This is a genomic window from Mucilaginibacter pankratovii (assembly GCF_014773265.1).
Taxonomy (GTDB): domain Bacteria; phylum Bacteroidota; class Bacteroidia; order Sphingobacteriales; family Sphingobacteriaceae; genus Mucilaginibacter; species Mucilaginibacter pankratovii.
The window spans coordinates 52,879-67,032 of the sequence record NZ_JACWMY010000006.1; the positions used below are offsets into that span (position 1 = coordinate 52,879).

Sequence of the window (14,154 nt, forward strand, 5' to 3'; positions counted from 1 at the left end):
TTAAAATTCCCGTTTGGTTGCCTTCAACCAGGCATCAAATTCGTTTAATTCCTTGTCGTGTTCTTTAAACCAGGCAAGGTTTTCGTCCTTGTAGGCGCTTAAGGTTATATAACGTGTAAATGCGGCCATATTGCCTGATTTTGCAAGCTTCTCAAAAAAATCCGAGTAATAGGAGGCAACGAAGGGGTTGTCTTTATCGCCGGTAATAACATGTGCAATTTCAAAAAGCGCGGTGAGTTGTAAAGTTAGTGAGTCGGTTGCACTGAGATTTTTTTTGTCGGATGTGGCATTGGTAACCGTCAATGGCATCAGCAAGTTGGATGAACTAAGGTCTTTTTCATTGATGGTTATGGTTACACTTTTTTCTCCGGTTTTCTTCACCCCATTATTAATGATGGCTTTAACATAGGCGATGGCTTCTGGCGAACGTTTTGTTTGCGGCTCTATCAATAAGAAATTGCACCAGCCTAATAACGATTGGCCCAATTTATTTTGGCGGTTAGCAGCCATGGCAAATACGCGTTGGCTGCTTGCATGTTTAGGGTCAAGCTTAATAGCTGTTATGGCATTAGCTTCGGCATCGGCATATTGCTTTTGGCCATAATAAGTAATAGCGATATTAAAGTACAGGCGCTGGTAGTCGGGCGCGGCGGCTATTCCACTTTTATAGTATTCCAGTGCCTTATCGGGTTGTTTATTGTCATCGTAAATATTGCCTATCATGTTATAGGCGTCGCCGCTTTCGGGCTTAAGTTTAATGGCGCTCTCCAGGTAAGGGATGGCATCAAGCGGTTTACCCTGCGCTTGCAGGGTGTACGCCGTTTCGTAAACGGCGTTGTAAAAGTTGGGGTCTATTTTTAAAGCTTCCCGGTATTTGGCAAGGGCATCGTCATATTTACCCTCATCATTTAAGGTAACACCTTGCTTTACCAATTCTTTTAACTTGTCGGTACCCTGGCTATAAGCCGTCCCCGAAGTGGTAATAAAAGCAAGCAGTAGTAAGGTTTTGTAAAGAGGTTTCATTGTGTAAGGTTTATATTGTTAATATTAACAATAAGATGCCAGAAGGGAGGCAATTCCACAAACTTTTTTTTAAATAAAGCACAAGGGAAAATGGATGTCCGTGCGGATAATTTAACCCGTTTTTAATTATGTTGAAACATTATTTCAACTTTTATCTTATACCTTCTATATAATTTCTCATTTTCGCTTTCGTTTAAAGAAGAATTTTTTACCTATGAATTTTGTGCTCAAAGCTGCCTGTGCGGCTTCCTTGTTCTTATTTTCCGCCTGTTCGTCTGGCCCGACCGATAAAAAAAACGCCGCTGCCGACCCCATGAAGCCCTTTGATCCTACCGGATTACTAAAATATAACCCCAAAGACGCCGATAAAAAAATTGATGAATTTATGCAGCACCTGCATAAGGTTAGCGGTTTTAACGGCAATATACTGGTTGCCAAAAAAGGTAAAATAATTTACGAGAACGCGCTGGGCTGGGCTAATCACCTTACCCGCGACAGCCTGAAAATTGGTTCGCAATTTGAACTGGCATCGGTAACCAAAACCATGACCGGTACCGCCATTATGCAGCTTTGGGAACGCGGCAAACTCAAGCTCGACCAGAACGTTAAAGAATTTTTTCCTGATTTTCCCTACGAAGGAATTACCATCCGCCTGCTGCTTACGCACCGTTCGGGCATGATGAACTACGTGTATTTTGTAGATGGCATTTACCGCGCCGAGCACCGCGACCAAAAGAAAGGGTTAACCAACGCCGGCGCTATGGCCATGATAGCCCAGTATAAACCCGCGCGCTATATAGCTCCCGATAAAAAATTCCACTACAACAACTCCAACTTTATGGTGCTTGGTGCCATCATAGAAAAAATTACCGGTAAAAGTTATGCCGATTATATGATGGAGAATATTTTCAAGCCTGCCGGGATGACGCATACCGCAGTATATTCTAAAGCGGTTTATGATAAAATACCCGTTGATGTAGTAGGGCACGATCGTAACAGCTGGCGGTACTCAGTAGCGCAGAATTTTTTAGATGGTCCGGTTGGCGATAAAGGTATTTACAGCACCGTTGGCGATCTGTACATTTTCGACCAGGCGCTTAGGGCCGGGCGTTTGATAAAACCCGCCACTCAGGATTCGGCCTACACACCGCGCAACCCAATGGTGCGTGGCCATTTTAGTTATGGCTACGGCTGGCGTATATTTGAAGCGCCGGGGCAGGATGTGGTTTACCATACCGGATGGTGGCACGGTTTCCGCCATATTTATTTGCGCGATTTGAAAAACGATGTAACCATTGTTTTGTTAGGGAATATGGTAAATGGCAGCCTGCTGCACCTGGACGATCTGTATAAAATGACCGGTATGCCCGTAGTGCGCAAAGGTGCCTACAATGGTGCCGGTGATACGGAGGAGGACTAATGGATGTGCAGATTTCAGGTGTGCAGATATGCAAATGAGGAATTTCAAATAGGAAATACAAAAATAATAACAGATAAGTTTAATTGGATGCCGATTTCAGATTTGCAATTCATCTGCACATCTGAAATCTGAAATCCGCACATCAAAAACATATGTTCGATAAACTAATGGAAGCCCAGCAAAAGGCTGGTGAAGTAAAGCAAAGGCTGGACGCGATCAGTGTAACCGGCACTGCCGAAGGTGGTAAAATAACCGTGCAGGCTAATGGTAATAAGGTGGTTCAATCGGTGACTATTGATGAGGCTTTTTTGAAGGAAGCTGATAAAGAGGAACTGGAGGAGCTGTTGGTTATTGCCATCAACAAAGCCATGGAGCAGGCCGACAACGTAAGCCAAAGTGAAATGGCTGCCATGACCAGCGCTATGTTTGGCGGCATGGGAGGCTTATTTGGCAAATAGTATTGCGGGTATGTAATATTACCGTTAAATAGGTTGCACGTTTAAACATCTACCCGGTTATTTTGTAATTTGAGCACTTAATTTGATCGCTTATGAAAGTTACCTATTTAGGCCAGTCGACCATTGAGCTGGAGGCTGCCGGAAAAAAATTATTATTCGATCCGTTTATCACCTATAACGATCTGGCCAAAGGCATTGTTGATGTTGCAAGCCTTAAACCCGATTACATCCTGGTATCGCACGGGCACGGCGACCATGTTGCCGACCTGGTACAGGTGCAAAAACAAAGCGGTGCAAAAGTTATTTGCATTGCCGAAATTGCTGGCTGGCTTGGTAAGCAGGATATTGATAATGTACACGGCATGAACATCGGCGGCGGCTTCAACTTCGAGTTTGGCCGGGTGAAGATGGTGAACGCGGTACACTCCAGCGCTTTGCCTGATGGCAGCAACGGCGGAAACCCCGCAGGGTTTCTGATATCCTCGGAAGGAAAGAAGATCTACTTCGCCGGCGATACCGCGCTTACCTACGATATGAAACTGCTGGAGGATGAAAACCTCGACTGGGCGTTTTTACCTATTGGCGATAACTACACCATGGGTGCGGATGATGCCATAAAAGCAGCAGCATTCATCAACTGTAAAAACATTATCGGCATCCATTACGATTCGTTCCCGGTTATTAAGATAGATAAGGAAGAAGTTAAAGAGAAATTTATTAAAGCAGGGCTTAACCTTAAGTTGCCTGCCATAGGCGAAAGCTTAGATCTGTAAAACCAAAACGGCCCCGAAATTTTCGGGGCCGTTCTTTTATCATACTGTTTGCTTAGATCACTGTTCCGGCCGGGATAATCGCGCGTTTCTTCACGATAACAATACCATCAACAACGGTATAGGTTGGGAAATCTCCATCAGGTAAATTGCCCCCGCAGTTGATCTTCACATCATCGCCGATGTAGGTATTCTTATCTATGATCGCGTTTCGCAGGGTACACCTGTCGCCTATACCCATAATTGGTTCGCCGTTTGCTTTGGCGGCGGCTATTTCATCCAGTGTTTGGTAATTATCGCTACCCATAATGTAGCAGCTATCTATGGTGGTGTAAAGCCCGATACGGGTACGGATACCAACGATAGAACGAGTTATTAAGCTCGCGTTGATGATACAGCCATCAGCAATGATCGATCTATCCAAATGGGTGCCCGATATTTTGGTAGGCGGCAACATGCGCGCACGGGTGTAGATGTGGTTTTTATCGAACAGGTTAAACTGCGGGATATCATCTGTAAGGCCCAAGTTGGCGTCGAAGAAAGATGGGATGGTACCAATATCTGTCCAGTACCCTTCGTACTGATAGCTTACTACCTTATGGCCCTCTATCGATTGCGGGATAATTTCTTTACCAAAATCGGTATGGTCGTTACCTTCTAAAAGGTCGTATAAAAGTTTACGGTTGAAGATGTAAATGCCCATTGAAGCGAGGTAAATCCTGCCCTGGGCTTTCATCTCGGGGCTAACTTCCGATACCCAGTTCTCGAAACCTGTTTTTGGTTTTTCTATGAACGAGGTGATCAGGTTCTCGTCATCCGTTTTCAGGATGCCGAAACCGGGAACATCATTCACATGCACCGGGATGGTAGCGATAGAGATATCCGCCTTTTTCTCGATGTGCTGTTTTATCATTTCATCAAAATCCATCTGATACAGCTGATCGCCCGAGAGGATAAGCACGTACTCAAAATCGTGTACGCCCAAATGATGCAGGCTTTGCCTAACCGCATCTGCTGTCCCCTGGAACCAACCGGCGCTGGTAGGGGTTTGCTCGGCAGCCAAAATATCCACAAAAGCGGTACTGAACGTACTGAAGTGGTAGGTGTTTTTGATGTGCTTGTTTAACGATGCCGAGTTAAACTGTGTTAACACGAATATCCTGTCGATACCCGAGTGTAAACAGTTGGAGATGGGGATGTCAACCAATCGGTATTTGCCAGCAATAGGCACTGCCGGTTTCGAACGTGTTTGGGTTAGCGGTGCTAAACGGCTACCCTGGCCGCCGCCAAGTACAATGCTGATTACTTTTGATGTCATATCGTAGGAGTTAAACTTTCGTAAAGGTCAATATATTCTTTTGCCGACCGGTACCACGAAAAATCGAGGCCCATCATGCGCTTACGCAGTAAAAGCATTTTTTTAGCGTCGCTGTATAATTCAACAGCGCGGGTTATCGAATTGCTGATATCATCCACACTAACATTATTAAATCGGATGCCGTAGCCATCTTCATCGCCAAAATCAATTACAGTATCGGCCAGGCCACCCGTGGTACGTACCACCGGGATAGTACCGTAACGGATGGCATACAATTGGTTTAAGCCGCAAGGCTCCACGCGCGATGGCATCAGCAGGAAATCTGCCCCGGCGTATATCAAATGCGCCAGCGATTCATCGTACCCGATAAATACGTTACAGTTTTGCGGGTAAAGATCTTTCAGCTTTTGCAGGGCCATTTCGGTTACGGTATCGCCGGTGCCCAGTATCAAAAAGTTAACATTATCGCCATGCCGCTGTATGCTGCGCTCGATGGCTGCGGGCAGTACATCGGCACCTTTTTCTACAACTAAACGGCCAATGAACACAATAAGCGGTTTATCAGCCGAAAGATGGAATCGTGTACACAGTAATTCTTTATTCTTTTGCTTGCCCTTATTTACCGTGGCAGCGGTGAATTTGTTAGGCACCATCGGATCGGCATTGGCATCCCAAACCTCGGTATCTATGCCATTGATGATGCCGTAGCCTTTATGTCTCTCTACATAGAAAAGGTACTCCAGCCCGTTGGAGTTGATGGATAACTCTCTTAAGTAATTGGGCGATACCGTGGTAAACCGCCAGCAGCATTTTACAGCCGATGCAAGCGGGTTGATGCCGCCGTTCCAGTCCAGCAGGCCGGTTTTATAAAAGTCAATTTCGGGTAACAGGTTTAACCGTTCCCAGCCAAAAGCACCGTGGTATTGCCCGTTGTGGATAGTAAATATGGTGGGGATGTGTGCCAGCCGGGTATATAAAGCCGAGTGGTACATCATAAATGGCACCAAGCCCGAGTGATGATCGTGGCAATGTACCAGGTCGGGTGTTTGGCCGCTCCAGTTTATCCAATCCAAAAAGCAGATCTGGAAGGCCATGAACTGGTCCTGCTCATCGGGGTAACTGTAAATGTTTTCCCTATCCAGCAAGCCCGGTATCTTTATTAAAAAAAGCTCGAAGCCCAGCTTATCGGTGGTTTCTTTTAGTACCTCAAAATAGATCCGGCGGGTGCCCAATAGCGTGGTGCCCTGGAAAACCATGTCAAAAGTGTTTTCGTGAACAAACTTTCGGTTGTAAAAGGGCATTACTACAGCTGCGTTTTGCCCTGCCTGGTTTTGATACTTAGGCAATGCACCAACAACATCTGCAAGCCCGCCAACTTTGGCAACAGGATAGCATTCGGCACTCAGGTGGAAGATTCTCATTCGGGATTATGTTTGGTTAAGGTACTAAACATTTCCTCAAAAGAACAAACATATAATTTGAAAAATGTGTTTGAAATGGTGTTATTATTTAATTAAAACACGCTGTTGATTACCATTTCGGTATTTATCTGAAATAGACGAACGCCTTTGTTGCGATTTTGATAATGAAGCTATATTGGGGGGATGGCGTTTTTAAAAATGCCTGCTTAAAAAGAAATATCGCAGGCAAGCAGCGCCGATTTTAGTACGCCGGTTTGCTCGTAAGTTTGCTGGTAAACGCCGGATGCATCAAGCGTAAGCAGGGTTGTGTTTTTGTTTTCAGGGTCTATCATGAAGTATTCCTTAACCCCTGCTTTCTCGTATAAGGCACGCTTGCGTTTGGTGTCGTATGCGCGATTCGAAGAAAGGATTGCGATGATCAGCGCGGGCGCACCATGAACACCATTTGTTTGCATGATTTCCTTTTCATCATTTAAAACCACGAACAGATCAGGCTGAACCACAGATTGCTGCTCTCCGATATAAACATCAAAAGGCGCACTTAATAACGTTCCAACCGGGTTATCCTGCAAAAACTGAAATAGCAAAGAAGTAAGTTTAATTACAAGAAGCTGATGTTCCCGGGATGGTGCTGGCGACATAATCAATTCGTTAAAAATCACTTCACAGCGCGTACCTTCCGGCAACATGCGGTAAATATCTACCGCTGTACGCGGTATCTCTGGTATTACCTGTTGATATTTATGCTTTTCATCCATAACCTTTTAACAAAGCGCTTTACACAAATATAACGATTGCAATAATTAAACCATTATGGGGGAATTATTTTAATCCCCACTTTTCGAAAATTTTCACAACCTCAGCGTGCAGAAATACCTCGCCTCTGTCCGCTTCGGCAATTCCCTCCAAAATATCTTGTTGTTGCAATTCGCTTAATTCGTCAAACCAATCTGAATTATTGCTTGCTATTTCTTCCATGGGTTTACTTTGGGCGTTCCCGCTTACCAGCGGGCCGGGCTATATCTGTTACAACTCCTTATTTCGCGCCGCTGATAGAAGCGGCGCTTCATTCCGGGGTTTCCACTACTATCCTAAAGCAAATTATCCTATCAATGCGCTTCCAGCCAATTCACCCCCGTGCCAATTTCTACCATAATAGGTACTTCGGTTTTAATGGCGTTCTTCATGTTCTCTAAAATGATGGGCTTCACAATTTCCACTTCGTAATGCGGTACATCAAAAACCAACTCATCATGCACCTGCATGGTCATGCGGGCATCCAGCTTTAGGGCCTTAAACTCTCGGTGAATGTTGATCATGGCTATTTTGATCATATCCGCAGCCGAACCCTGGATAGGGGCGTTAATGGCATTTCGTTCGGCAAAGCCGCGTACGGTTTGGTTGGCAGAGTTGATATCGCGCAGGTAACGGCGGCGGCCCATCAGGGTGGTTACGTAGCCATTTTCGCGGGCGAAGTTCATGGTATCGGCCATGTATTGCTTGATGCCCGGGTATTGGGCAAAGTAGTTTTCGATGATCTCGGCAGCTTCCTTCCTCGGGATGCCTAAATTCTGCGAAAGCCCAAATGCCGATTGGCCGTAAATAATACCAAAATTCACCGCCTTGGCATTGCGGCGCTGGGTGCTGTCTACCTCATCCAAACCGATACCATACACTTTGGCTGCCGTGGCCGTGTGGATATCAATATTATCAACAAAGGCCTGGCGCATGTTAGGGTCTTTGCTGATCTCGGCGATAATGCGCAGTTCTATCTGCGAATAATCCGCAGATACAATTACGTGATTCTCATCGCGCGGGATAAAGGCTTTCCTTACCTCCCTGCCCCGCTCGGTGCGGATAGGGATATTTTGCAGGTTGGGGTTGTTGGAGCTTAAACGCCCGGTTGCTGCCACCGCCTGGTTATAGCTGGTATGGATACGCCCGGTTTTGGCATTCACCATGGTTGGTAAAGCATCTACATAGGTAGACTTCAACTTTTGCAGCTGGCGGAAATCCAGGATATCCCTAACAATATCGCTTTTGGCAGCAAGGGATAACAGCACATCCTCGCCGGTTTGGTATTGGCCGGTTTTTGTTTTTTTGGCTTTAGGGTCAAGCAGGAGTTTTTCAAAAAGCACCTCGCCCAGTTGTTTTGGCGATGCGATGTTAAACCTTACGCCGGCTTTTTCAAAAACTACTTTCTCCAGCTTGGCAATATCAACTTCCAGTTCTTTACTGAATTCCTTCAGGGTTTCATGGTCTATTCGTACGCCTTCATGCTCCACATCAGCCAGTACATATATCAGCGGATTCTCTATCTGGTGCAGCAGGTTTTCGGCACCTACTTCTTTTATCTTCGGCTCGAAGATGGTTTTCAGCTGTAGCGTAACATCGGCATCTTCGGCGGCGTAATCTTTTATTTTTTCTATCTCCACATCGCGCATATTGCCCTGGTTTTTACCCTTGGGGCCGATGAGCTCGGTAATGGATACCGGTTTGTAATTCAGGTAATTTTCCGACAGGATATCCATCCCGTGGCGGGTATCCGGGTCTATCACGTAATGGGCCATCATGGTATCAAAAAGGTCGCCCTTCATCTCCACGTTGTACCACTTCAGCATCAGGATATCAAACTTCAGGTTCTGCCCTGTTTTGCCAATTTTCTCATCCTCAAAAACCGGCTTAAATTCAGCTACTATTTTCATGATTTCCTGCTCATCTGCAGGTACCGGCACATACCAGCCATGGTTGTGTTTTATCGCGAAGGACAGTCCCACCAGTTCGCACTGGTTAGCATCGGTGCCGGTGGTTTCGGTATCAAAACAAAAAGTTTTTTGTTCGCTCAGGATCCTGATCAGTTCGGCACGTTTTTCGAGGGTGTCGGCCAGGATATACTCGTGGGGTACGGTGTTAATGTTTTTTACCTCTGGCTGGTTAGGCGCTTCGTAAATATCTTGCGTCTCTACGGTTAGCGTGGTGCGGGCACCGGCGACCGGCTCGCCAAACAGGTCGGTTTGTACCGATACGGCGCGGGTTTCGGTAATGCTGAAGTCATCGCCAAAAACGCGACGACCAAGGGTACGGAACTCCAGTTCGGCAAAAAGCGGTTCTAATAAGTCTTTGCTTGGGGCGCACATTTCCAGTCCGGCCTCGTCCAGTTCAACAGGAGAGTTCAGGTTGATGGTAGCCAAACGTTTCGACATCAGTCCCTGCTCTGCAAACGCTTCCACATTCTCGCGCAGCTTGCCTTTCAGTTCGTGACTGTGGGCTATGATCTCTTCAACTGAGCCGTATTGTTTGATAAGTGTCTTTGCGGTTTTTTCGCCAACGCCCGGGATGCCGGGAATGCCGTCTACCGCATCGCCCCAGAGGCCAAGTATATCTATCACTTGTTCGGGGCGCTCTATTTCCCATTTGGCGAGCACTTCCTTTACGCCCAATATCTCCATGTCGTTACCCATACGGGCCGGTTTGTAGATGCGGATATTTTCTGATACCAGCTGCGCGAAATCTTTATCGGGTGTCATACAGTAAACCTGGAAGCCCTTCTGCTCGGCTTTTTTGGCGAGAGTACCTATGATATCATCTGCTTCGTAACCATCAGATGTGATGAGCGGGATGTTGAATCCAAGTACTACCTTAAATATATAGGGAAGGGCCTTGCTCAGGTCCTCGGGCATGCTTTCGCGGTGGGCCTTGTATTTTTCATATTCTACGTGGCGTTCGGTTGGGGCATCGGTATCAAAAACCACGGCCATATGGGTGGGTTTTTCCTTCTTCAATACATCCAGCAGGGTATTGGTAAAGCCCATTACGGCAGAGGTATTTAAGCCGCCCGACGTAAAGCGCGGCGATTTACTTAATGCAAAATGCGCCCGGTAAATAAGGGCCATGCCATCCAATAGAAAAAGCTTCTTCATAATATTTGATTACACCGATTATTGATTGTGATTACACTGATTAAAAATGATTTCACAGATTGGTTGCCGATGTGTGTTTTCAAAAATACAATTAATGTTTCCCTCCAGCCAAAATCTAAACAATCATTTTTTAATCGGTGTAATCCTCCTCCAATCGATGTAATCCCATAATAATCGGTGTAATCATCTAAAACTACATTCCATCGTATGATCGTTCACCATGCCGGTGGCTTGCATGTGCGCGTAGCAAATTGTGCTGCCAAAAAAGTTAAAGCCGCGTTTTTTCATGTCCTTGCTTATTGCGTCAGATTCGGGCGAGGTGGCTTGCGGGCCGTTTTTAAGATGGTTGTCGATAGGCTTTCCATCCGGCATAAAACTGTACAGGTAATTATTAAACGAGCCGAACTCCTTTTGCACATCTATAAAAAGCTGCGCGTTGCGGATAGCAGCGGTTATTTTTAGCTTGTTGCGGATGATACCTGCATCGTTCATCAGGCGTTCTTTATCAGCAACGGTAAAAGCCGCTACTTTGTGCACATCAAAATCTGCGAAGGCCTTGCGGTAATTCTCGCGCCTGCGCAAAATAGTTATCCAGCTTAAACCGGCCTGGGCCGCTTCGAGGGTGAGGAATTCGAAGAGTATCTTGTCATCGTGTGTGGTTTTTCCCCATTCTTTATCGTGGTATTCCATGTAAAGAGGGTCGGTTCCGCACCAGCTGCAGCGGTGTAAGTCGATTGTCATGTAGCGTATTAAAGTTTTAGTTCATCATTATGGGAGGATGTGTCTCGGACTATGGGTAATCGTAATAGAACCTCTGTATTAAATCTCTTTATAACTCTTCTCTTTTCAAGGCTATCCAATTTAGACGTAACAGCGCATCGCCATTTGCCATTATTTAAAGTCGAAACAATATCAATGTAGCCGATATCCCCGTTATATTGACCTTCAAAGCCCGCATGGTACCGATACCTCTGGATATTTATCCTGTAAATCTCTACTGGGCTCTGAGTAAATAAAATGTCCTCGCCCTCATCTATGCAACAGCAAGAACATTTATCTACATTACCAAGGTCGGTAAATGAAGAGGACTCTTTTGCAATAACATATTTTGGATGCAAAACCTTAAATGAGTCAATCATTCTCTGCAAATCGAGGCCTTTTTCCCGATTAAAAAAAATACGCCCTTTTTCGTGGATACCGCAGCTTGGGTCTCTCAAATCTGAATTATGCCCGGCAAAGCCATCTGCAAACGCATTAAAAAAAGCAACGTAACCAACTACAAGCAGTACAAAAGCTATGAGAATGCCGAACAAGAGTTTAATGAGCATATACTAAGATACATTAATTGTTATTGTTTCAAACCGCCAACTGACTTCAACTCATCCCAATACTCCACAGCCCTGCGATAATGAGGTATCACTATCGAGCCGCCAACCAGGTTGGCTATCATAAATACCTCGTTCATTTCATCGTGCTTTACGCCGGCTTCGTGGCATTTGCCCAGGTGGTATTTAATGCAATCGTCGCAACGTAGCACCATACTGGCTACCAGGCCCAGCATTTCCTTGGTTTTTACGTCCAGCGCGCCATCGGCATAAGTGGTGGTATCAAGCGCGAAGAACCGCTTGATATTGGTATTGGCTGTTTCCATTATCCTATCGTTCATTTTGGTGCGATAGGCTTCAAAATCGTTTATTAATTGTCCCATAGATGGTTATAAAGTATAAAAACAAAAGTGTGTTTTAGCGGAAATTTTTACCTTTACCGTTATACAAACCTAAATCATAAACATGAAATATTTTTACCTGCTTTTACTATTAATCTTTACATCATCTGCGGCTACTTACGCACAAAGCAACTTTAAACCCGGGTATATAGTCGATTTGAAAGGGGATACTATTAGGGGCTCTGTTGATTCCCGCGAGTGGGATATTAACCCGGCCACTGTTATTTTCAGGTCGGCTAATGATAACCAGGAAAAAACCTATGCGGTTGCTGATATCAAAGCATTTGGCGTAGCAGGCAATGCTTATTTCGAAAAAGTTGAAGTGCCGGTAAGTTTAGATTATGTTGATGTGACAAAAGCATCAGCGCTTTTAAAAGATACCAGCGTTGTTCGTACCGTGTTTCTGAAAGTATTAACAACTGGTAATGTTGCTAACTTGTACAGCTATACCGACCTTATTAAAACCCGGTACTTTCTACAGGATAATGCTGCTAAACATGCAGAGGAATTGGTTTACCATGTTTACACCGACCAGAACGTAAGCTTTCTGAAAAAAGTAACCCGGTACAAAACGCAATTGCAATATTTAGCCCAAAATGCTAAAATGGACAATGCTTCGCTTACGAACAAAATTCAAAATGCACAGTACGAACAAAACGATCTGGTAGGCATTGTGCGTACTATCAACCAGGAAAAAGGAGCCACTTTTACTGCAGAGAAATTGTTTACCACCCGGTTTTTCGTGGGCTTAAGTTTTGTAAACAGCGCATTAGGTTACAGTTTTGCAAACCCGTTTAATGAAAATACACTCAAACATTCGGCGCCTAAAATTGGCGCAGGTATCGACCTGATCTTCAATAAAAACACCCAGAAAGTGTTTTTTAGGATAGAAGCCGGCTACAGCGAGAATAAGTATAACTTTACCATTGCAGAAAATTCGTTTTCGTCGCTGGCCTATTATATCAATCAAAAAGCAATATCGTTACAGCCACAAATTATATACAATGTGTACTCGAAGGATAAATTGAAGGTGTTTATAGATGCCGGCTTTTTGTATAACTATTATAATTATAATAACTACGACATTTATACCTATTCTAACAACCCGCCGGTAAAAGAAAAACGCCCTTATCTTACCTTTGAAAAATCATCCGTGCATATTCTTTTGAAAACCGGTGTTGTGATAAATAAGCATTTCGAACTTAACTTAGGTTATGTAACTAAATCGGAATTGTCTGCAAGTACGAATGTTGCTTTCTCCATGAGTGCATACCAGGCAGGGTTTAATTATTTATTTTAATATCAATTATTTTATGGAAAGCTTATCCCCAAACATTTTTGTAACCGACATTAACAAAACCATTGAGTTTTACACCCTTTTAGGCTTTGGAGTGGCCATGAGCGTACCCGAAACCGGGCCCGGCCTGGTGTGGGCTATGATGGTGAAAGGCAATGTTACCATGATGTTCCAAAGCATGGAAAGCCTGGGCGAGGAACTGCCCCAAATAAAGCGTACCGACGGCGGCTCGCTGCTGTTGTACATCAAACTGAGCGGTATCCGTGCCTTTTTTGAGGATATTAAAGAAAAGGTTACCGTACTGAAAGGCCTGGAGAAAACCTTTTACGGCGCTACCGAGTTCTCCATCCTCGATAATAATAGCTACGTATTAACCTTTGCCGAAGACGAAGCGGAATGATAACCTTTAAACGGCTCGACCATTTTCACGTTTGTGTACCGCCCGAAAGGCTGGAGGAAGCACGCTTATTTTACACCGAAGTTATCGGGCTGGAGATGATCTACCGGCCCGATGACCTGTTTTCTTCCGCAGGGTATTGGTTTAATATTGGCAGTGTGCAGCTGCATATTGGGGTGGAACCGGCTTTGCCGCGCACCATTCGCCATGTGGCTATGGAGGTTACAGATATCGCGGCAGCAAGGGTGCAGCTGGAAAGCAATGGCGTGGAGATAGTGGAGGAGCCCATCATCCCCGGCAGAACCCGCTTTGCCTTTATCGACCCGTTTGGCAACCGCATGGAGCTGCTGCAAATAATATAACCACTTATAGTTGTAGGAATTACACCAAGCGCTAAAACTTTA

The 14,154-nt window shown here is 45.0% G+C and carries 15 protein-coding genes; 6 read left to right on the forward strand and 9 right to left on the reverse strand.

Annotated elements, in window-relative coordinates:
• The gene (locus tag IDJ77_RS12860) at positions 1-1,023 is read right to left on the reverse strand and encodes a tetratricopeptide repeat protein (protein WP_191189369.1); all 1,023 of its coding nucleotides are present in this window, start codon (positions 1,021-1,023) and stop codon (positions 1-3) included.
• 214 nt (positions 1,024-1,237) lie between these two features.
• Here IDJ77_RS12860 and IDJ77_RS12865 point away from each other — a divergent pair, with 214 nt between their 5' ends.
• The 3 genes from IDJ77_RS12865 to IDJ77_RS12875 all read left to right on the forward strand — a co-directional run bounded on the left by IDJ77_RS12865 (position 1,238) and on the right by IDJ77_RS12875 (position 3,674).
• Complete coding sequence (locus tag IDJ77_RS12865; RefSeq protein ID WP_191189370.1) at positions 1,238-2,443, forward strand: serine hydrolase domain-containing protein; 1,206 nt, start codon at positions 1,238-1,240, stop codon at positions 2,441-2,443.
• 152 nt (positions 2,444-2,595) lie between these two features.
• Complete coding sequence (locus tag IDJ77_RS12870; protein WP_133235214.1) at positions 2,596-2,901, forward strand: YbaB/EbfC family nucleoid-associated protein; 306 nt, start codon at positions 2,596-2,598, stop codon at positions 2,899-2,901.
• A gap of 92 nt (positions 2,902-2,993) precedes the next feature.
• A complete protein-coding gene (locus IDJ77_RS12875) occupies positions 2,994-3,674 on the forward strand; it encodes a metal-dependent hydrolase (protein ID WP_191189371.1) in 681 nt (226 codons plus the stop codon).
• A 52-nt stretch (positions 3,675-3,726) separates the two neighbouring features.
• Here IDJ77_RS12875 and IDJ77_RS12880 read toward each other — a convergent pair whose 3' ends face one another.
• From IDJ77_RS12880 to IDJ77_RS12915, 8 genes are all read right to left on the reverse strand, one after another.
• Positions 3,727-4,989, reverse strand: a complete 1,263-nt coding sequence (locus IDJ77_RS12880) for a glucose-1-phosphate adenylyltransferase (RefSeq protein ID WP_191189372.1) — start codon at positions 4,987-4,989, stop codon at positions 3,727-3,729.
• Positions 4,986-6,410 carry a glycogen synthase gene (locus IDJ77_RS12885; RefSeq protein ID WP_191189373.1) on the reverse strand — a complete coding sequence of 475 codons (1,425 nt, stop codon included), beginning with the start codon at positions 6,408-6,410 and terminating at the stop codon, positions 4,986-4,988. Before IDJ77_RS12885 ends, IDJ77_RS12880 begins: the two co-directional genes overlap by 4 nt.
• Before the next feature lie 206 nt (positions 6,411-6,616).
• Positions 6,617-7,168 (reverse strand): Uma2 family endonuclease, encoded by a 552-nt coding sequence (locus IDJ77_RS12890; RefSeq protein ID WP_191189374.1) that lies wholly within the window; start codon positions 7,166-7,168, stop codon positions 6,617-6,619.
• A 64-nt stretch (positions 7,169-7,232) separates the two neighbouring features.
• Positions 7,233-7,388: a hypothetical protein gene (locus IDJ77_RS12895; RefSeq protein ID WP_191189375.1), complete on the reverse strand. Its 156-nt coding sequence runs from the start codon at positions 7,386-7,388 to the stop codon at positions 7,233-7,235.
• A gap of 131 nt (positions 7,389-7,519) precedes the next feature.
• Positions 7,520-10,330: a DNA polymerase I gene (gene polA / locus IDJ77_RS12900; RefSeq protein WP_191189376.1), complete on the reverse strand. Its 2,811-nt coding sequence runs from the start codon at positions 10,328-10,330 to the stop codon at positions 7,520-7,522.
• Between the two features lie 183 nt (positions 10,331-10,513).
• Positions 10,514-11,071 carry a DNA-3-methyladenine glycosylase I gene (locus IDJ77_RS12905; RefSeq protein ID WP_191189377.1) on the reverse strand — a complete coding sequence of 186 codons (558 nt, stop codon included), beginning with the start codon at positions 11,069-11,071 and terminating at the stop codon, positions 10,514-10,516.
• 8 nt (positions 11,072-11,079) lie between these two features.
• On the reverse strand, positions 11,080-11,658 hold the full coding sequence (locus IDJ77_RS12910; protein ID WP_191189378.1) for a hypothetical protein: 579 nt from the start codon (positions 11,656-11,658) through the stop codon (positions 11,080-11,082).
• Between the two features lie 20 nt (positions 11,659-11,678).
• Positions 11,679-12,038 carry a carboxymuconolactone decarboxylase family protein gene (locus IDJ77_RS12915; protein ID WP_191189379.1) on the reverse strand — a complete coding sequence of 120 codons (360 nt, stop codon included), beginning with the start codon at positions 12,036-12,038 and terminating at the stop codon, positions 11,679-11,681.
• A gap of 82 nt (positions 12,039-12,120) precedes the next feature.
• Between IDJ77_RS12915 and IDJ77_RS12920 the strand changes: the two genes are divergently transcribed.
• From IDJ77_RS12920 to IDJ77_RS12930, 3 genes are read left to right on the forward strand one after another with little or no spacing between them, the layout of a single operon-like run.
• Positions 12,121-13,356, forward strand: coding sequence for an outer membrane beta-barrel protein (locus IDJ77_RS12920; RefSeq protein ID WP_191189380.1), 1,236 nt, complete (start codon positions 12,121-12,123; stop codon positions 13,354-13,356).
• A 13-nt stretch (positions 13,357-13,369) separates the two neighbouring features.
• A complete protein-coding gene (locus IDJ77_RS12925) occupies positions 13,370-13,753 on the forward strand; it encodes a VOC family protein (protein ID WP_191189381.1) in 384 nt (127 codons plus the stop codon).
• Positions 13,750-14,112, forward strand: a complete 363-nt coding sequence (locus IDJ77_RS12930) for a VOC family protein (RefSeq protein WP_191189382.1) — start codon at positions 13,750-13,752, stop codon at positions 14,110-14,112. Before IDJ77_RS12925 ends, IDJ77_RS12930 begins: the two co-directional genes overlap by 4 nt.
• The last annotated feature ends 42 nt before the right edge of the window (positions 14,113-14,154 follow it).